The sequence below is a fragment of the Priestia sp. SB1 genome (assembly GCF_038898415.1).
Window position 1 is genome coordinate 449929 of record NZ_JBBJSS010000003.1, and the last position, 19391, is coordinate 469319.

Here is a 19391-nt window from a genome sequence, read left to right on the forward strand (position 1 = left end):
CAATAATCTCAAAATATGTTTTTTAAGGAGATAAAAGGATGACAGCAACTCATAATCAGCTAACAAACGCTTTTCACCGCACGCCACACGATCAAAACACATTTCATTTTCTTGATGAAAAAGTAACGCTTCTTGTATCAGGTGAAGACACAAACGGAGCTTACGCAGTAGCGCACGTGGTGAAACCAGCAAACCAAGGTCCCCCGCTTCACCTTCATGAACATGAAGACGAAACGTTTTACGTAAAGCGCGGATCAATGATTTTCTACATAGGAGAAGAAATAATTGAAGCAAAAGCGGGCGATTATGTTTTTGCTCCTCGAGGTATTCAGCACCGCTTTATGACCGGACCAGAAGAAACAGAATTTATCCTTACTGCTTCTCCTGCCGGCTTTGATTCATTCGTTAAAGAACTCGGTACTTCCGTTCCCGAAAATGCTCCTCTGCCGCAAGTGGGACCACCTACTGAAGAAGAAATTATGAGTTTAGTTACCGTCTCTAAAAAATACGGCATTACCTATCCTAAAATTGAAAAAGAAATGAATAAAAAATAAACCAATACATAAAGATCTGCTCTTTACCGGGCAGGTCTTTTTTCTATTTTGATTCCAATTTATCAATGGAATAATTTAACACACCCTTGTCCAAACTATACTTATCTGTTTTTTCATAGATACGTACCATTTTTATAGATAGGGGGAAAGCCAATTGAACGCAGAAAGCAAGCGTTTGACTTCAACTGAAATAACGAGTCTATGCACACAGTATCACCAGGATACGCTGGCGGTTTGTGTAGCGAAACACGTTCTTGCAACGGTCACGGATGCAGAGATTCGGGCGCTGTTTGCCTTTTCGCTAGAGCTATCAAAAAAGCATATTGAGCTGCTGACTGCTATTTTTCATGCCGAGCATTTTCCGTTGCCAAAAGGATTTACAGATGAAGATGTGGACTTGCACGCACCTCCGCTTTTTACAGACTCGTTTTGGCTGAAATATCTTCATGACATGACGATTCATGGCTTGGCAGGATACGGCATTTCATTTAGCGTGTCCGTTCGCCGAGATCTTCGAGATTATTATCATCAGTGTAATTTGGACGTGATGGAAGTATATAATCGGTCTCTCGACCTGCTTTTAGCAAAAAATCTTTATGTGCCGGCTCCTTATTTTTTAAATCCGAAACAACAAGAGCCGATCACAGATTTGACTTACGCTCTTGATTTTGTAGGAAAGCAGCGCCTTTTAAACGCAACGGAAGCCGGAAATATTTATTTTAATTTGCGCAAAAGCATGGCAACCAAAGCGCTTTTAATTGCCTTCAAACAAGTGAGCAAACGAAAAGACGTGCGGAAAGTCATGGAGACGGGGCTTGATGTGGCCCACAAGCATATTGAGCTTTATTCTTCCATTATGCACGAAGAAAACCTTCATACCCCTCCGCTTTTGGATAATGAAATCACAACGTCTACGCACGCGCCATTTTCAGAAAAGCTGATGACGTTTCACGCAGGAGCGATGTTTAAAGTAGCCATTACCTATTACGCAACGGCAATGACTACCAGCATGAGGCTTGATATTGTCGGGCACTGTGAAGCGTGTATTTTACGGGACTTAAAAGTAGCGGGGCGATGCAGCGAAGTGATGATTAAAAACGCCTGGATTGAAAAGCCGCCTGAAGCAAGCGATCGTAAAGAAATGTAAGTTTTTTCATAGCAGCTCTTGACCTGAAACGCGTTTCATACTTTATGCTGTATTTATTCTCATCAGCCGGCGTGACACGAACGGTGGCGTTACGGCTGATATGTTATCCATAAAAAAATCCGGTGTGTTCACCGGATTTTTTTGTATGACTACATATTCATTTCTTTTTTATACGCCAAGTACGAATACAGATAAGGAATCGCCACGCACAGAACGATACTCCCCCACATGATAACTGACTTGTATCCATCAGGTAAAAAAGCGCTAATAAGAATCAGCAGTCCGCCGATAAAAAAGATCTTTCCAGATAAACGATGCGTCTTTTTCCATACGTTTTCATTGCTCAATGTCCACGGTGTACGAATCCCCATAAAATAGTTCGAGCGCACGCGCTGCAAGTAGTTTCCGATAATGATAAAAACGAGTCCAGCCATAATCGGAGCAATGTACGACATCGGCACGTTATAGCCAAGCCCCTGTAAAATAGTGCTCATATTTACAAAAAAGAATAATAGCAGTACGGCGTTTAACAGGATATTGTACGTTTTTGAAAAGTACTTATAATTTTCTTTCCGAGGGTCAATTCGCGGAACAAATGCAATGATAAAATAAATAAGTACCATGATGCCTACTGTTAAGATCATTGCGTTTATCTTCGTTGCAAATCCGTCTGCTTCTCCATTTGCTCCCCAGTGGATGGGCATCGTAGCTGGAAGATGCGGCAGTGCAATCAGCCATGCAATTAGTGTGAAAAGGGTAATGCTTAAAGGAAATACGTGTTTTTTCATTTAACTCTCCCCTTTCTGAAAGCTGAAAAACCAGCCGATTAAATCTTGAAAAACGGTTGTATTTAATGAATAAATCACAAACTGCCCTCTTTTTTCATCTTGAACGAGGTCCGCTTGCTTCAAGATTTTTAAATGATTTGAGATGCTTGGTTTGGTCATATTAAAATACTCGGAAATTTCTCCTGCGGTTAAATCCCGCTCTTTTAGCAGCTCTAAAATCTTTCTGCGAGTAGGATCCGCTAAGGCTTTAAACGTTTCATTCAATTGAAGTTCATCTCCATCATATTTAAGTATTTAGATAATTATCTAAATATTAAACTATAAAATATAATATGTCAATATTTTGAAAAAAGAACACCGCATTTGACTCATTTTTTTGTTTTTCCAAAGCAGTCCATGCATACAAACTGCGCCTCTTGATGTAAAAAAGCTTTGATTTCGGTCATTCCTCTTTTACTTGGATACTTCATTCTCATCCATACTTCTTCATTCGGCTGAATTTCTTTTTGACAAACGGAACATCTCTCTTTTATTCGAAACATACTACCCCTCCATTTCTTTATCTAACTATACGTTTGACTAGTCAAAAAGTTTCATAAAAAAGAGGCTGGAACGTAACCAAATCAATTCCAGCTAAAGACAAACAAATGAGAGAATGAGCTGAGCCGCTTGTGACACCGCAGTTGATTTCCGTGCAAGGCTTCGCTTTCCGCGGGCGGCCGCTGAGCCTCCTCGTCGCATATGCTCCTGCGGGGTCTCACCTGTTCCGCTTTTCCCGCAGGAGTCTTCGCCTTGCCCTCCAATCAACTGCTAGAAAGACTTACACACATGAAACCTATGTTTACCCTAACAAAAAAACCGAACCACGAATCAAACATCTTGATTAATGGTTCGGTTTTCACTTTGTCTAAAATCCTTTTGTCTCAGCCTCTTCCTTCAACTAAATTACTTATGTCCTAACCTCTTTTAAACATTATAGCGGCGTTACGTTTTCCTGCTGTTTTTGCTGTATTCTTTGCTTTTTCGATTTTCTGAAGTGAAGCAGTTCATATACAACTGGAATGACTACAAGCGTAAGCAGAGTCGCAACGGCCAATCCTCCGATTACAACGACTGCAAGACTTTGAGAAACAAGGCTTCCGCTTTCGCTTTGTTTAAATAAAAGCGGCAGCATCGCACAAATCGTAGCAGCGGACGTCATAACAATTGGACGCATACGCGTAGCGGCTGCTTCAACAATGGCATCGCGCATAATCATTTTCTTTTCATTTTGCTTCACGCGGTCTAATAGTACAATCGCATTCGTTACAACAATACCAATCAGCATCAGGGCTCCAAGTAAAGCCGTTACGTCTACTGGGATACGGCTGATTAATAACCCTAAAACGGCACCGATCGCAGCAAGCGGAAGTGAGAATAAAATCGCAAACGGCGTGCGGATCGTTTTAAACGTAATCACCATAATTAAGAACACAATACCAATTGACACGAGCATCGTAATGAACAAGTCAGAGAAATCTTCTCCTTGCTGAGTGCTTGCTCCGCCGATTACAACGTCAACATCTTTTGAAATCGATAGTCCTTTATTCTTACCGTCTCCAAAAATTGCTGTTTGGATGTTTTTATTAATCTCTGAAAGCTTTTCTGGATTGACATCCGCTGTTACTTGAATATACGGGTCTCCATTTTTATGAAACTGATTTGTTGGCTTTTCAACTTGCGTTAGTGAAGCCACTTTTGAAACAGGTGACGGTCCTGTCTCTGTCATAATAGAAATATCTTTTAACTCTTTTGGTGACGTTGGATTTAAGACAGATTCAAGAAGTACGTTTGCTTGCTTGCCTTCTAAATCTATCGCTCCAATCGGCGTTTTATTCAGCATAACGCCAAGCTGCTGCGCTACTTGCTGCGTGTTTGCTTTTGTTGGATCTACGTCTAAAGAGTAAATGGTTTTCTTTTCGTCTTGGTTCGTAGAAACTTTGTCTACTCCTTTTATATCGCTGATTTCTTTCTTAATGCTGCTTGCCGTTTTTTCTAACTTGTTCATATCGTTTCCAATTACATCAACGGTAATGGAAGTAGTGGACGCTCCCATTAGTGAAGCAGCACTGACGCTAAGATCCCCTCCATCATAGAGTTTCTTTTGATTTTGAATTCGTTTCATTAGCGAATCAGTGTTTTCACCATCTTTTACGGTAATCGTATACGTAGCTTCAGTAGGTGAACCAACGTCTCCCCACTTGGCTCCTTCAGCCGTATTACCAAGCTGCATATATACCTCTTTTACTTCTTTTTGAGCTAAAATATAGCGTTCAAGCTGCAGTGATTTTTCTTCTACGGTTTTAATTGGCGTATTATTTGGATAGCTTAACGTTGTGCCTACAAAATCAGATGAAGAGTTATCAACCGCTCCTTTAGGCATCATCGTATAGGCGCCAATAGATCCGACAAATAAAAGCAGCGAAAGCAGCAGCACAACCCATTTATGATTAAGCGACCACGTAATGACTTTTGTAAAACGAACCGGCTGCTTGTGCTTGCGAATTTTTTCATTTTTTAATAATCCTGCACTCATTAACGGTACAACGGTAAGCGCCACAATTAATGAAGATAGCAGCGAATACGTCAGCGTTAGAGCAAACGGAAGCATAAAGTCCTGAAGCCCTCCGTTTACAAGGCCGATTGGTAAAAAGACGGCTACTGTCGTTAACGTAGAAGCGGTAATAGCAGAGCCTACTTCTTTTGTGGCATCAATAATCAGTCCAAGCGAAAACTTTTCTTTTTGCATTTTGCGGAAGATGTTTTCAATGACAACGATACTATCATCTACCAATCTCCCAATCGCTACCGCTACTCCTCCAAGTGTTAAAATATTAAGCGTTACGCCTGATTTAGACAGTAAGAACAGGGTAAAGCAAAGCGACAATGGAATGGATACAATTGTGATAAATGTAGAGCGAACGCTGCGTAAAAACAGCATGATGACAACGGTCGCAAAAAGTGCACCTAGCAACACTTCTTTCATCATGGAATGAACAGAGTTTTGTACGCTGTCCCCTGTTGCAAAAAATACAGAAGCATTCACATCGTTATAGTCTTTGCTAATTTGCTGAGACAGTTTTTTTACTTCTTTTGTAATGCTAACGGCGTTTGAGTGGCTGTCTTTTGTCACAATAAGTAAAAGTGCATCTTTTCCGTTAATATGCGTCACGACGCCTTCAGGCTTTTTCACTTCTACTTTTGCAAGGTCGCCTAGCGTTACACCCTGTGTAACCGGCAGCTTTTTCACTTTGTCCAAGCTGTCAACTTTACCTGTTACGTTGATATTGCTCGACTTGTTATTAATGACTTTTTCTCCAACTGCAAGCGACGTGTTTTTTCCTTCTAACACGCTGATGACTTTATCAATCGTCACGTTCTTTTGTGACAATTTTTTATTGTCCACTTTAATAGACACGTAGGAATCCGCTGTTCCATACGTTTGAACACTCGCAATGCCTTTAATGTCTTTATATTTAGGGATCAGTTTTTTCTCTGCAAGATCCAGATTGTCTCTTGTTAATCCTTCTTTAAATGTGAGTGAAATATCTGCGATGGGAATCATAGAGGTATTTAATTGAATAACATTAGGCTTTGATACGCTGGCTGGAAGCTGCACCGAAGACAGCGCTTCTTGAACGTTTGTTTTTGCTTCTTTCATATCCGTTTTGGATTCAAATGAAATATCGATTTTCGAGTAGCCGTCTCCCGTTGTCGCGTACACGTTGCTTTTTCCTTTAACACCGGCTACCGCTTCTTCAATCGGTGACGTCACTTGTTTTTCCATTGAGTCTGCATCCGTTCCTTGCCCCATAACTACTACTGACACTTGAGGCTGATCAGCGGTCGGCAGGAACTCCATCGGAAGTGTAAAATAACTAATGACTCCTAAAGCTAAAATTAAAATAGACATAATGGTAATAGCCGCTTTGTTTTTAAAGGACCATTTGGTGAGCCATGACATGAAATATCCCCTTTCACTTTTTCGTACAAACTCAGTCAAACATTTCTAAAATATGCTAAATAACTCCTAAATTATACCTAATGTTACTTACCATTTAAAGACTTATTTTTGTAAAAAGTCCCATTATTTGAACAAAATCATTTATGTATATGCGTTTGATTATATAATCAGCTCTTTTACAGCAAAAAAAAAAGACGCCGATACCCGGCGTCCCACATGTAGTAAGTGAAAGAAGAAGAAGAATATGCCTACGATTTCTCAGGCAATTCTATGACCTTATTTGGTTTCTTCCCGTTTTTTTATGAAATAAACATATTTAGAATAAATTCCCTCAACTAGCAGCTCGATTGTGCTTTGTTTCCGTATCGTTTTGAATCTTTAACGACGTTAATAACGCCACGATGCTTCCGGCAAAGCCAAATAAAAACAAGTGATGAATGCCTGCCATAAAGCTTCCGCCTGAAGTCAGCAACGCACCCATAATCGTAACGCCGATTGCTGTTCCCATGTTTCGGCAAAACATAAAAAATGACGTTGAAATACCTCTTTCATGTCCTCCTACTAATTGCTGTACACCAATGACTCCAACCGTAGAAAGCAGACCAAACGACAGTCCTTGTACAATCATAACGCAAAACACATAAAAGAAGCCGTGACTTTCATTTAGCATAAGCAGAAGTGTTCCCGAACCAACCAGCAGCACATTCCCGATTAACAACAGCTTTCTGTAGCCGTGTTTTAAAATCCATTTACCTGCAGGCACGGACACAGACATCCATCCAACCGCTGTTCCTAACAGCGCCACTCCGCTCATAAACAGTGACAAATGCGCTACTCGCTGTAAAAATAACGGAATGTAGCTTGACGTTCCGAATAAAGCCACCGTTCCAATAAACGCATTAATATTAATCCATGACAGCGTTTTGTTTTGGAACATAGACAACGGTACAATCGGAGAAGCATGTTTTCGTTCATGCAAATAAAAGATCACTAATAAAATAAGTCCAACGACTGCATACACAATTCGGTTTTGTTCCACTACTGTCACAAGCAGCAGTGAGGTAACGCCCGCTCCAAACAAAATAGCGCCGATGTAATCGACTTTTGCTCGTTTCGGCTCATAGCTTTCTTGATACGGCATTAACGTCAGAAATGAAACGATACACACCGGTAAATTAATAAAGAAAATCCATCTCCACGTTAAATAATCCACAAAAAAAGCGCCTAAAAGCGGTGCTAACACAGCTGATAATCCCCACATCGTTGTAAAGAGCGCCTGAATTTTCCCTCGTTTCTCCACTGGAAATAAGTCTCCGGCAATAATAGCGGGAAAGGCCACCATAAACCCGGCTCCTATTCCTTGAACCGCACGGAAAAGAACAAGCTGAATCATCGTATTTGCCACGCCGCAAAGCATTGAACCAATTAAAAAAGCAATAATTCCAAACCCAAATACTTTTTTGCGGCCAAATAAATCCGATAATCTTCCCGCTACCGGAGATAAAATCGTACTTGCAATCATGTACGAAGCAAACGACCACGCGTACAAATCAAATCTTCCAAGCTCTTTTGCAATAACAGGCATCGTCGTATTCATAATTGTTGAATCAAGCGAAGCCACTAGCATCGCCAGCACAATACTAACCATTACGGACGTTCTGCTTTTCATGTACCAATCTCCTTATCTCTATAATCTGAGCGTCTAGTGTACTCCTCCTTGCCGTTCGTTGTCTATACTTATGCATACAAAATGCTAAAAAGCTTCTCACTTTACTATGAGAAGCTTTTCCCCCCCTTATTCACATATCTTCTTGAACCTTTTCTTGATCAGACAGTTCTTTGTTTCGAGCCATAACCGCAAATCCAGCCATTACAATGATGCTGCTTGAAATGCCGTATAGAATTGGCGTAGTAGAAGAAAGTCCTTCAATCAATAGACCTCCAAGCACTACTAGCGTACTAACAACAATCGCTGAAACTCCGGCTTTTGGATGAATGTCTTTCCAAAACAGCGAGACAACAAACGGAACAAAGATCGCTCCTGATAAAATGGCATAAGCAACGTCTAAAGCAACAAGCACGTCTTGAATCCAAAGAGCAAAAATAATAGCAAGCACGCCGACAATAAGTGTATTCACACGGGTTAAAACTAAATAGTTTTTCTCTGAAATATTTTTAAGCCATACTTTTTTAATGATATCGTTACTAATCAGCGTAGAAGACGCAAGCAGCGTTCCTGAAGCAGTTGACATCAGCGCCGAACAAACGCCTGCAAGTACGAGACCTAATAACCCTTGAGGCAGAATTTGAATCGCAAGCGTCGCAAAAATGCTTTGACTGCTTTCTGCGTTTGGCAGCAGCAAATACGCACACATTCCAATTACACTTCCCGCAATTGCGTAGGCAATGCTGTACACCCCTGCAAAAATAGAGCCGTTTCGCGCAATTTTTTCTGTTCGCGCCGTAAATACTCGCTGCCAAATATCTTGAGAAACTGCCATACCAAGCGTATATAGAAGGAAATACTGAAAAATTTGACCGTATCCAATCGATGAAAAATCAAAATACGATGATGGTAAATCTCCGGTAAGGGCTTTGAAACCTCCTGCTTCTGATACACTCATCGGAAGCATAAATCCAAAAATCGCCACCGTCATCACAACAAATTGAATAATATCAGTAACCGTTACGCTCCACATTCCGCCTAAAATCGTATAGAACAAAACAATCGAACCGCCAATTAGCATCGAGGCCGTCATGTTCCATCCAAGCAACGCATGAATGATTGTTCCCATTCCAATCACTTGAGTGACCGATACCATGAGTGTATAAATAGCGGCAACAACGGCGCTGATAATTTGCGCTTGAGCGTTATATCTTTTTCCTAGCAGCTCACTAATAGTAGTCACTTTCAACGACGAAATCCGCTTAATAAAAATCGTGCCAAGCGTAATGATTCCAAGTCCAATCATCGTCACAAACCAAATGCCAGACAGCCCGTGCTCATAGCCAAGCTGAGCCGTTCCAATCGTTGACGCTCCGCCTAAAATAACGGCTGATAAACATCCTAAATACATAAACATCCCTAAGTTTCGCCCGGCTAAAATAAAATCTTCTGATGACTTTGCTTTTAACGAGCCAATGATACCCGCTACAACCAATACGCCAAAATAGACAAACATAACCGTCATATCTAGTCCGTTCATAACAGATTCCTCCTTATTATGGGTCAATCTATCTTTCATTGAAGCAAAGAGCTTCTTAAAGCTTTAGATCACGTGAAGACTTGTGATTTCTGTCAATGCTTCGTCTAACACGCGAAGCCCGGCATCAATTTCTTCCTTTGTAATCGTTAAAGGAGGAATCATTCGAATCACTTCTCCGCTATTTCCGCAAAGGTAAAACAGCACCCCTTTTTCCAAACATTTGTCTAAAATCTCAAGAAGAAGATTTCCGTCACCTTGCTTTGTTTTCGGATTAATAATTTCAATTCCAATCATTAGTCCTACTGAACGAATGCTTCCGATCCCTTCATGCTTCGCTTTTAAATGCTGAAGCTGATCCGCTGCATATTTCCCCATTGCTTTTGAGTTTTCAATCAGCTTTTCTTCTTTTAGTACGTCTAGCGTCGCAAGTGCTGCTGAACAAGCGATGGGGTTGCCTCCAAAAGTTGTTCCGTGTGTACCAATCGGCCACTTTTCCATGAGCTGCTTGGAAGCTACGGTAGCACTTAGCGGAAGTCCTGATGCTATGCCTTTTGCGATTGCCATAATGTCAGGCGTCACGTCAAACGTTTGAGCTGCAAACCACTCGCCGGTACGTCCAAAGCCGGTTTGCACTTCGTCAAAAATAAGCAGAATGCCGTGTCTATCACACACTTCTCTTATTTTTTGCAGCCATGCTTTCGGCGGGATCACGTAGCCGCCTTCTCCAAGAACCGGCTCTACAATCATGCACGCCACTTCTTCCGGCGTTACTTGATGCTTAAACAACGTGTCAAAATCTTTTTCCAGCTTTTCCACGCAGTAGATTTCCGGATCTTCTCCTTTTGGACACTGAGTCACGTCTGCATAAGGCACTTGATACGTTAAGCCCGATGGCTGAAGAAATTTCCGGTATTTGCTTTTTGATGTTGTCACGCTAAGCGCTCCGAGAGAACGGCCGTGAAAGCAGCCCATAAACGAAACCGTATAAGGTCTTTGCGTCACGTATTTTGCTAGCTTTAACGCTCCTTCTATTGCTTCAGTTCCGCTGTTAGCAAAGAAAAAGCAGTCCAGGCCTCTTGGCAATACTGTTTTTAATTCTTCAGCAAGCTGTAAAATAGATTCGTACATAATCACACCTGACGGGCCGTGCATAAGATGATCAACGCTATCTTTAATCGCTTGTACAACTTTAGGGTGACGATGACCTGTATTCGCTGTTGCAATACCCGATGTAAAATCTAAATACGTTTTTCCGTCCGCTCCGTAGTAGTAGCAGCCCTCTGCTTTTACCACCGGTAAATTAGGATGATCTTTCGCCATGCTTGGTGCTAGTAAATCCGGTAAACTGTTCATTAACTGTGTAAGTGATGCCTGCGTCATCTGACTTCCTCCTCGCAATCTATCAAGTAATGTGTTTGTACTTGTTTTACATGCAAAGAGCGTGCCAAAGACGTTAAAAAACAGAATGTTTTTTTAATTTTCTAACAACTGAAGGCTGACTGATTCCGAGTGCTTCACCTATTTCTGTTGTCGTTTTATACTGTTTTTTTGCTCTTACTAATATCTCTTTTTCCAGCTCGTTTAACGCGTCATTAAGCTTCATTTCCCCATGTTCTTCAACGTGTTGAATCCGTTTTTTCCTATGCAGAGAATGCGGCAAATGCTCCATTGTAATCAGCGTTTGTGAAGACACAACCACCGCGTGTTCAATCACATTGATTAACTCTCGTACGTTTCCTTTCCACTCATGTGCAAGCAGTGCGTGAATAACCGCATTATCAAACGTTCTTTTTCGGTTGTATTTCTTTTCAAACTGCTCGGCAAAATGTGTGAGCAGCGGAAAAATATCTTCAGGACGCTCGTTCAAAGATGGAATGGTAATCGGTACAACGCTTAAACGAAAATACAAATCTTCTCGAAATTCTTTTTCAGCGACGGCTTTTTCTAAATCTTTGTTCGTCGCTGCAATTAAGCGAAAGTCCACGGTTTTGGGCTTTCTTCCTCCAACGGAATAAAACTGTTTTTCTTGAATGAGCTTTAAAATTTTCACTTGATGCGCCGGTGACAGCTCTCCCACTTCATCTAAAAAAAGCGTGCCCCCGTCTGCTAATTCGACCAGTCCCACTTTTCCGTTTTTCGATGCACCCGTAAAAGCCCCTGCTTCATATCCAAACAGTTCCGCTTCAAATAAATGGTCTGGAATCGCCCCGCAGTTCACTTCGATAAACGGCCCTTTGCTTCTTGTACTTTTGTTATGTATCAGCTTGGCTAAGTGCGTTTTTCCTACTCCGGACTGCCCTAAAAGTAAAATATTTACGTCTACATTCGAAACGTGAACAGCCGTACGAAGAACGTGCTGCATCTTATCGCTGTTGCATACAATTCCTTCTGTTGATAGATTTTGGTTCCGCAGCAGCATAAGCTCGCTCTTTACGCGCTGCATTTCGCCTTCCATCGCATCAAGATATGTTTTCATTTCCATCAGCTCCGTCACATCGTGAGAATAGCTGACGATTCTTTTAATCTCGCCTTTTTCATCTTTGACCGGAATGCCAGTAACGAGCACTTGCTTGCCTTGTTTAGTTGTTTGTACAAGCGTAATTTTCTTCTTTGTTTCAAGCACAATTGGGGTAACGATTGGGGTAAACAGTCCTTGTTTTTCAAGTTCATACACAGACTTTCCCAGCAGTTTTTCAGCTTTTACATCGTAAATGTTTCCCGTTCCTTCATGTATTCGGACAATGATGCCTTTTTCATCCGTCACAAGCAAATCATCTTTTAATGAATGAAGGATCCACTGATTTTCATTCCATTCTGAATTCATGTATGCTCCCCGCTTTCTATTCATTTTTGAATAAAATACAATTCGTTTTTGAATAATGGCATTTATTTTTGAATAATCAATTTATTATATCACGAGGGCTTCTTTTTATTTTGAAACAGTAATTGAAATGAAGTTAAAAATGCATTAATATATTTTTATGAAGTTATAACTTCTTTTTCAGGAGGCTATATGAATCCATCATTTCAAGAATTAATTAAACATAAATTCTCTGACCTTTCTCGCGGTCAAAAAAAAGTAGCGGAGTTTCTCGTTAATTTTATGGAAAAAGGCTCGCTGTACACGGCTGGGCAAATTGGTAAAGAAGCAGGTGTCAGTGAAACAACCGTTATTCGTCTAGCTTACGCACTTGGGTTAAATGGTTTTTCAGATCTGCAGGAGCTAATGCGAAAAGAATGGCTTTCTTCTGCCGAATCAAAAGAAGCAGCTAACAAGACTGCAGCTGATTCTGCAGCGGAAGAAAAGAAACCTTTTAGTGAATGGCTTTCCCCTGTTGACGAAAAGGATTTATCTCAAGCTGTAGATGCGCTTATCAAAAGTGATCAAGTGTATATTGCGGGTTTCCGTGAATCTCATACGGCAGCGTACTGGCTGTATTATAAAATGAATCAACTTCGCAATCATGTTCTTTTATCTTTTCCAACTGGATTTTTGCTTGAAACGCTATGCAATCTCACAAGCGCATCAACGGTTGTTGTATTTTCACTGCCGCGCTATACAAAAGAAGCGCTCGAAGTAGCTCAGCAGGCTAAAAAACAAGGAGCGAAAGTAATTGCCATTACAGACCGCCGTCTATCTCCGGTAGGTCAAATCGCTGATATCACGCTTTTAGCCGGAACAACCGAACATATTTTATCACTTCTTGCCCTGTCTCAAATTGTCATTAGCAGCATGCAAAAAAGAGATGAAAAAACGGCTGGAAAAAGACAAGAACACTTGGAAAAGCTCTATACCGAGCAAGGCATCTTTTTAGAATAAATGATTAAAAGAAAGGAAGTAAACATATGACTGAAGCTTTAACGATTCGTTCACTTACAACAACCAATGAACTAGAAGACGTACGCGCATTAGAAAGCCGCGTCTGGGGAGAAGAAGAAGCAACGCCCGTTCATCAAACTTTGACCGCTGTTAAAAACGGAGGTCTTGTGCTCGGTGCGTTTTTAGATGAAAAACTGATTGGCTTTCAATATAGTTTCCCCGGGTTTGACGGAACGTGCGTCTACTTATGTTCTCATATATTAGCAGTTGACCCTGCCTATCGCAGCATGGGTATCGGTGCCAAACTTAAGCATGCGCAGAGACAGGAAAGTAAAAAAAAGGGCTATTCATATATCAGCTGGACGTATGATCCGTTAGAAAGCGCCAACGGGTATTTAAATATTGGAAAGCTTGGAGCCCTTTGTTCTACATATATTGAAAACTGCTACGGAGATATGAATGATCCGTTAAATGCTGACTTGCCTTCTGATCGATTCGTTGTAGAATGGGCATCCGCAGAAGATACAACACAAGCTCAGCCTCTTTATACGCCAGATCAAATAATGGACGCATCGCTCATTCAATGGACGTTAACGGATGAAGGGTTTCCTTCTGTTACAGATGTTGATGAAAAATGGTTGAATCGTGACGTCGTGTCTGTAGCTATTCCGTCTGCGTTTCAGCAAATGAAAGAAGTCTCTCCTTCTCTCGCATTGGACTGGCGGATGCGTACAAGATACGTATTTCAAACGTGTTTTGCAAAAGGATTCCAAGTAACAGGTTTTATGAAGCATCCAGAAAGCAGCGCGCCCGTTCATTTTTATATTTTAACGAAAAAAGAGGTGCAAAAATGAAGATCAAACGCGTCATTTTACGCCATTTAAAAATGGATTTACTTCATCCGTTTACGACAAGTCTTGGAAAAGAAGTGGATCGAGATTTTATTTTAGTAGAAATTCAAGACGAAGACGGACGTTCCGGCTGGGCTGAATCGGTAGCGTGCGCAGATCCTTTTTATAAAGAAGAAACGATCAAAACAAACTGGCACATTATGGAGGATTTTTTAATTCCTTTGCTTCAACAGAAAGACATTCAGCATCCTGACGAAGTATCTCAACGCTTTGCTCATATTCGAGGCAATTACATGGCAAAAGCGGCGTTAGAAGGCGCTGTTTGGGATTTGTATGCGCGCAGGCAAAACCTCTCTCTATCTAAAGCGCTAGGAGGCATTAAAAATCAAATTGAAGTTGGGCTCAGCGTTGGCATTCAGCCTACGATTGACGAAACGCTTCGCAAAATTGAAGCCGGCTTGAATGAAGGATATAAGCGGATCAAAATTAAGATTAAGCCGAGCTGGGATCTTAACTTGACGCGCGCCGTTCGAAACGAGTTCCCTTCTATTCCGCTGATGGTTGATGCGAACTCTGCTTATACGCTTGCAGATGCTGATCACCTTGCTCAGCTTGACGAGTTTGATTTAATGATGATTGAACAGCCGTTAGATCATGATGATTTAATTGATCACGCTGAACTGCAGGCCCGCATGAGCACCCCTATTTGCTTAGATGAAAGCATTCATTCAGCTGAAGACGTTCGAAAAGCTATTAAACTTGGAAGCACGCAAATTATTAATATTAAAATTGGACGCGTAGGCGGACTAACCGAAGCCAAAAAAATTCATGACCTTTGTCAAACTCACGGTGTGCCCGTATGGTGCGGCGGTATGCTCGAATCAGGTGTAGGGCGAGCACATAATATTGCCATTACCACACTTGCTAATTTTACACTTCCCGGAGATACGGCCGCATCCTCTAAATACTGGCCGCGTGATATTGTTCATCCGGAAATCACGGTCGACAACGGCATTATTTCCGTTCCCGATACACCAGGCATTGGCTATGAACCTGACCGTGACCAGATACAAGCGTTAACTTTACACGAAAAAACCTATACTTGCTAACCTTGAAGATCCTGGACCAAAAATATGTTAGTTGAAGAAAGATCCGAACGATGAATGGTTCGGGTCTTTTTATTGTGATGATAAACGTGAACGTAGGTTTCATGTATGTAGTGGCTTCTAGCTGTGGATTGGAGGACCAGGCTCTACCGCCCGCGGAAAGCGAGGTCTTGCACGCAAATCAACAGCGGTGTAAAAAGCAACGCATACTAGCTGCTTTATTCAATTGATTTCTTTTTAGATTGGATGGATTTAGTTATGTCCCAGCCTCTTTTTTATAGGCTCCTCTCCCGAGATGATACGTGCCTTGGCAAGATAAACAAACATATTAGCAAAAATGGTCTTATGCACAATCCTTCTAGTAATAAATGAATATAAATAGAGTGTAAGGGACATGCAAGGGTATATTCATTACAAATTTTAGAAGAAAGGAGCATACTGATGAATATTGAAATTGGAATTGCCATTTTCGTGTTTACAATGACAATGCTCGTCATTTTTTGGAGGCCAAACGGCATCAACGAAGCATGGCCGGCAGCCATAGGAGCAGCCATTATCCTGCTTACAGGGATTGTATCCAAATCAGACATTGTTGATATTTTTGCAAAGATAAGCGGCGCTTCTATCACCATTATTGCCACCATTGTCATGGCCGTCATATTAGAAAGTTTTGGATTCTTCCACTGGGCAGCTGCACGACTAGTGAGTTTATCCAAAGGCTCAGGGTACCGATTATATTGGTACATTCAACTGCTTTGCTTTTTAATGACTTTACTATTTAATAATGACGGCAGTATTTTAATTACCACTCCAATTTTAATTCTACTTTTGAAAAACCTTCAGCTAAAACCCCACCAGCAGATCCCCTACCTTTTAAGTGGAGCGCTTATTGCTACCGCTTCCAGCGCGCCTATAGGTGTAAGTAATATTGTCAATTTGATTGCCTTAAAAATTGTTCATATGTCGCTTTATATGCATACCGCGATGATGTTTGTACCGGCGACACTTGGTTTATTATTTATGTCTTGGCTCATGTATACGGTCGTAAAACGCCATTTACCCCAAAAACTGCCGCATGCTTCAAGAGATATAGAAGAGAGTTTCTTTACGAAACAATTTCATCCCTTAAAAGGAAGCATTTCTGTTGAAACAAAACGTAAACGCACACAATTTATGCTGAAAGTTTTATTATTTGTGTTTGTCATGCGCTGTCTCCTGTTTGTCGCCTCTTATTTTGGCATACCAATCGAATTGGTTGCTGTACTCGGCTCACTGATCTTACTCATTTGGAGATGGTATCACTTACGTACAAACCCAATTGATATTTTAAAGAAAACCCCGTGGCACATTTTCGTTTTTGCTTTTTCGATGTACGTTATTATTTACGGTCTTCATAACGTAGGGCTGACAGAGCTACTGGTGAAAATTTGCGAACCAATTGTAAATCGAGGGCTTTTTGAAGCAAGCTTTATCATGGGAGGACTTGTTTCCATTCTTTCTAACTTGTTTAACAATCACCCTGCTCTAATGGTTGGAACCATTACCTTGACGGAAATGGGGCTCGATCCTATTACTCTTAAAACTATTTACCTTGCTAATATTATCGGAAGTGATATGGGCTCGCTTTTATTGCCGATTGGAACGCTTGCTTCTCTTATCTGGATGCATATTCTAAAAGAAAATAATATCAAAGTGAAATGGAAAGATTATTTAAGAGTATCGCTTATCGTTATCCCACTTACCACCATCGTTACTCTTTTTCTCTTGTTTTATTGGGTTCAGCTCATTTTTTCTTAATACGGATTTCCAAGACGGATTGTACTCTTTTGAAGCTTACAGTCCGTCAGAAATAAACAAGTATTGGTTTATAGATATACAATCACCTAATAAAAACATTTTTTTACATTCACTAATTATTTAGAACAATTTAAAAAGAAAATCAATAAATATATTGAATCGAATTTCGTTCATATGATAAGATATGGTTATATTGTTGCTTTAACAATACATAGAGTGAATGAAATAGAAAATATGCAGATGCATAGAACTTTCTAAACCCCACACGCAACACTTAGAAGGTGACATTCATTTTCTCAGTAACACCCATACCTTTCTGAAAAGAGTGAGTACATTAGACTTACTCTTTTTGTCTGTTTAATAGCAGAATTCTATGCACTTCTTATGTAAAGCCATTATTTGCAATGAGACGACAAAAAAACAGGTAACTAAGCATGCCGCTTCTTACCTGTTTTTATATGCTAAAATGATTAAATCAAATTCTATCGCGCAAACGCACTGCACTTTACGAAATTGATTTTAATTCTTCAATTAATTGAAAAAATTTCTCTTTGTTTCTTTCTTCTAATGTTTGATCTACTTCACGTAAAATTTGATCTCTTCTAAAATCTCGGATAGCCTTATTTAATACCATTTTAGCAAATATAGAATCGAGGATATCCATACGGATGGGCTGCGAGTCTGTCGGGTGCTTTTCGATATAAATCAACTCCTATCCTTTCCTCTATTATAACAAATTCTAGCAATGTATCAAAATTTCATTGAGATATGCGCTGTTGTGAAATAGCTTTGTATTCTGATTCTAGTTCTTGAAGCGTAAGCTCGTATAGCTGCTTATTTCCTTTTTTATAAACCCCTGCATCCAGCAATAAATCAATCATTGATGTTTTTTTACATTGTATGTGAGAGTAAGCTTGTTTTGTCATCGTTACACCGCCTATTTTACACTTAAAAATGAAATGTTTTCTCTATCTTTCACGACCTTTCTTTATCATACGGCCCGTCCTTTAGCTTACTGTGAAGAAAATGTTAAATTTATGTAATAATGCATAAAAAGAGGCTGGGACGAAACAGATGAAACTGGATTCACCATAACAAAAAAAACGAACCACTCATCAAACATGTTGATCAATGGTTCGTTTTTCACTTAGGTTAAAATACTTTTGTCCCAGTCTCTACCCTTCAGCTGACATAGTTTTCTCCCAGCCTCTTAGTTCTTCTATTAAAAATCAAAGTTGTCCGGATCTGGACCTACTCGGTGATTTTGATTTAATCCATCAATTTTGCTTACGTCTTCAGCATCCAATTCAAAATCAAATAACGATGAATTTTCAACAATACGATGTTCTTTTGTCGATTTTGGTATCGTTACAACTCCGTTTTGCAGATCCCATCGCAGAATAATTTGAGCAACTGATTTACCGTGTTTTTCAGCAATTTCTTTTAACACATCGTTATCTAGCAATTCTCCTTGCATAAGCGGAGACCATGCTTCTAGCTGAATATCGTGCTTTTGACAAAAAGCATGCAGCTCTTTTTGCGTCAAACGAGGATGATATTCAACTTGGTTAATAACAGGCTTAACATCTCCATCTTTCATTAAGTCTTCTAAATGATGAATTTGAAAATTACTTACACCCACAGCTCTTACTTTTTCTTCTTTATAAAGCGTTTCTAATGCTTTCCACGCTGCTTTATACTTACCTTCTACCGGCCAGTGAATTAAGTATAGATCTAAATATTCTAAGCCAAGCTTTTGTAAGCTTGTTTCGTAAGCAGCTAGCGTCTCTTCATAGCCTAAATCTGCGTTCCAAACTTTTGATGTAACAAAAATGTCTTCGCGTGAAAGACCTGCTTCTTTTAGACCTTGGCGAATTCCTTCTCCTACGCCTTCTTCATTTCCATAAATAGCTGCCGTATCGATGCTGCGGTAGCCTTTGACGATAGCTGTTTTCACCGCATTAACTAATTCAGGCCCTTCTTCTACTTTAAATACACCTAATCCAAGCCAAGGCATTTTGACTCCGTTATGAAGTGTTACTGTATCTTGCAAATGATTACTCATTATAAAAAACCTCCTACTAATTTCTTTACATTTGTTATTATGAAACAGAAAAAA

18 protein-coding genes are annotated in these 19391 nt (G+C 40.3%); 6 read left to right on the top strand and 12 right to left on the bottom strand.

Annotation, left to right across the window (positions count from 1 at the left end; genetic code table 11):
- Positions 1-38 precede the first annotated feature (38 nt).
- Positions 39-554 (top strand): cupin domain-containing protein, encoded by a 516-nt coding sequence (locus WKH56_RS12835; RefSeq protein WP_342835787.1) that lies wholly within the window; start codon positions 39-41, stop codon positions 552-554.
- 154 nt (positions 555-708) lie between these two features.
- A complete protein-coding gene (locus tag WKH56_RS12840) occupies positions 709-1701 on the top strand; it encodes a DUF3231 family protein (RefSeq protein ID WP_342835789.1) in 993 nt (330 codons plus the stop codon).
- Between the two features lie 149 nt (positions 1702-1850).
- On the opposite strand, the gene WKH56_RS12845 is transcribed toward WKH56_RS12840, so the two are convergent.
- The 9 genes from WKH56_RS12845 to WKH56_RS12885 all read right to left on the bottom strand — a co-directional run bounded on the left by WKH56_RS12845 (position 1851) and on the right by WKH56_RS12885 (position 12522).
- Positions 1851-2489: an SdpI family protein gene (locus WKH56_RS12845; RefSeq protein ID WP_342835791.1), complete on the bottom strand. Its 639-nt coding sequence runs from the start codon at positions 2487-2489 to the stop codon at positions 1851-1853.
- A complete protein-coding gene (locus tag WKH56_RS12850) occupies positions 2490-2753 on the bottom strand; it encodes an autorepressor SdpR family transcription factor (protein WP_013082079.1) in 264 nt (87 codons plus the stop codon).
- Between the two features lie 104 nt (positions 2754-2857).
- Positions 2858-3031 carry a hypothetical protein gene (locus WKH56_RS12855; protein WP_033578251.1) on the bottom strand — a complete coding sequence of 58 codons (174 nt, stop codon included), beginning with the start codon at positions 3029-3031 and terminating at the stop codon, positions 2858-2860.
- Between the two features lie 91 nt (positions 3032-3122).
- Positions 3123-3296: a hypothetical protein gene (locus tag WKH56_RS12860; RefSeq protein WP_182028386.1), complete on the bottom strand. Its 174-nt coding sequence runs from the start codon at positions 3294-3296 to the stop codon at positions 3123-3125.
- A gap of 166 nt (positions 3297-3462) precedes the next feature.
- Positions 3463-6492, bottom strand: a complete 3030-nt coding sequence (locus WKH56_RS12865) for an efflux RND transporter permease subunit (protein ID WP_342835797.1) — start codon at positions 6490-6492, stop codon at positions 3463-3465.
- A 331-nt stretch (positions 6493-6823) separates the two neighbouring features.
- Entirely contained in the window at positions 6824-8161 is a 1338-nt protein-coding gene (locus WKH56_RS12870; protein ID WP_328173347.1) for an MFS transporter, read from the bottom strand.
- 130 nt (positions 8162-8291) lie between these two features.
- Entirely contained in the window at positions 8292-9698 is a 1407-nt protein-coding gene (locus tag WKH56_RS12875; protein ID WP_033578249.1) for a sodium:solute symporter family protein, read from the bottom strand.
- A 63-nt stretch (positions 9699-9761) separates the two neighbouring features.
- Positions 9762-11078, bottom strand: coding sequence for an aspartate aminotransferase family protein (locus WKH56_RS12880; RefSeq protein WP_342835800.1), 1317 nt, complete (start codon positions 11076-11078; stop codon positions 9762-9764).
- Positions 11079-11151: 73 nt separating this feature from the next.
- Complete coding sequence (locus WKH56_RS12885) at positions 11152-12522, bottom strand: sigma-54 interaction domain-containing protein (protein WP_028407737.1); 1371 nt, start codon at positions 12520-12522, stop codon at positions 11152-11154.
- A 189-nt stretch (positions 12523-12711) separates the two neighbouring features.
- Here WKH56_RS12885 and WKH56_RS12890 point away from each other — a divergent pair, with 189 nt between their 5' ends.
- The 4 genes from WKH56_RS12890 to WKH56_RS12905 all read left to right on the top strand — a co-directional run bounded on the left by WKH56_RS12890 (position 12712) and on the right by WKH56_RS12905 (position 17272).
- On the top strand, positions 12712-13518 hold the full coding sequence (locus tag WKH56_RS12890; protein ID WP_063248211.1) for a MurR/RpiR family transcriptional regulator: 807 nt from the start codon (positions 12712-12714) through the stop codon (positions 13516-13518).
- A gap of 26 nt (positions 13519-13544) precedes the next feature.
- The gene (locus tag WKH56_RS12895) at positions 13545-14372 is read left to right on the top strand and encodes a GNAT family N-acetyltransferase (protein WP_063248212.1); all 828 of its coding nucleotides are present in this window, start codon (positions 13545-13547) and stop codon (positions 14370-14372) included.
- Positions 14369-15478 (top strand): o-succinylbenzoate synthase, encoded by a 1110-nt coding sequence (gene menC, locus WKH56_RS12900; protein WP_243495530.1) that lies wholly within the window; start codon positions 14369-14371, stop codon positions 15476-15478. Before WKH56_RS12895 ends, menC begins: the two co-directional genes overlap by 4 nt.
- A 438-nt stretch (positions 15479-15916) precedes the next feature.
- Positions 15917-17272, top strand: a complete 1356-nt coding sequence (locus WKH56_RS12905; RefSeq protein ID WP_342835805.1) for an arsenic transporter — start codon at positions 15917-15919, stop codon at positions 17270-17272.
- A 505-nt stretch (positions 17273-17777) separates the two neighbouring features.
- Here the strand turns inward: WKH56_RS12905 and WKH56_RS12910 are convergent.
- From WKH56_RS12910 to WKH56_RS12920, 3 genes are all read right to left on the bottom strand, one after another.
- Positions 17778-17981, bottom strand: a complete 204-nt coding sequence (locus tag WKH56_RS12910) for an IDEAL domain-containing protein (protein WP_016766443.1) — start codon at positions 17979-17981, stop codon at positions 17778-17780.
- A gap of 49 nt (positions 17982-18030) precedes the next feature.
- Positions 18031-18198, bottom strand: a complete 168-nt coding sequence (locus tag WKH56_RS12915; protein ID WP_328105574.1) for a Fur-regulated basic protein FbpA — start codon at positions 18196-18198, stop codon at positions 18031-18033.
- A 296-nt stretch (positions 18199-18494) separates the two neighbouring features.
- The gene (locus WKH56_RS12920; protein ID WP_328234725.1) at positions 18495-19337 is read right to left on the bottom strand and encodes an aldo/keto reductase; all 843 of its coding nucleotides are present in this window, start codon (positions 19335-19337) and stop codon (positions 18495-18497) included.
- Positions 19338-19391 lie beyond the last annotated feature (54 nt).

Excerpts from the sequence above, each read along its gene's own strand:
- WKH56_RS12835 (WP_342835787.1), top strand. The coding sequence starts at position 39 with ATGACAGCAACTCATAATCAGCTAACAAACGCTTTTCACCGCACGCCA.
- WKH56_RS12845 (WP_342835791.1), bottom strand. The coding sequence starts at position 2,489 with ATGAAAAAACACGTATTTCCTTTAAGCATTACCCTTTTCACACTAATT.
- WKH56_RS12855 (WP_033578251.1), bottom strand. The coding sequence starts at position 3,031 with ATGTTTCGAATAAAAGAGAGATGTTCCGTTTGTCAAAAAGAAATTCAG.
- WKH56_RS12865 (WP_342835797.1), bottom strand. The coding sequence starts at position 6,492 with ATGTCATGGCTCACCAAATGGTCCTTTAAAAACAAAGCGGCTATTACC.
- WKH56_RS12870 (WP_328173347.1), bottom strand. The coding sequence starts at position 8,161 with ATGAAAAGCAGAACGTCCGTAATGGTTAGTATTGTGCTGGCGATGCTA.
- WKH56_RS12875 (WP_033578249.1), bottom strand. The coding sequence starts at position 9,698 with ATGAACGGACTAGATATGACGGTTATGTTTGTCTATTTTGGCGTATTG.
- WKH56_RS12880 (WP_342835800.1), bottom strand. The coding sequence starts at position 11,078 with ATGACGCAGGCATCACTTACACAGTTAATGAACAGTTTACCGGATTTA.
- WKH56_RS12885 (WP_028407737.1), bottom strand. The coding sequence starts at position 12,522 with ATGAATTCAGAATGGAATGAAAATCAGTGGATCCTTCATTCATTAAAA.
- WKH56_RS12890 (WP_063248211.1), top strand. The coding sequence starts at position 12,712 with ATGAATCCATCATTTCAAGAATTAATTAAACATAAATTCTCTGACCTT.
- WKH56_RS12895 (WP_063248212.1), top strand. The coding sequence starts at position 13,545 with ATGACTGAAGCTTTAACGATTCGTTCACTTACAACAACCAATGAACTA.
- menC (WP_243495530.1), top strand. The coding sequence starts at position 14,369 with ATGAAGATCAAACGCGTCATTTTACGCCATTTAAAAATGGATTTACTT.
- WKH56_RS12905 (WP_342835805.1), top strand. The coding sequence starts at position 15,917 with ATGAATATTGAAATTGGAATTGCCATTTTCGTGTTTACAATGACAATG.
- WKH56_RS12915 (WP_328105574.1), bottom strand. The coding sequence starts at position 18,198 with ATGACAAAACAAGCTTACTCTCACATACAATGTAAAAAAACATCAATG.
- WKH56_RS12920 (WP_328234725.1), bottom strand. The coding sequence starts at position 19,337 with ATGAGTAATCATTTGCAAGATACAGTAACACTTCATAACGGAGTCAAA.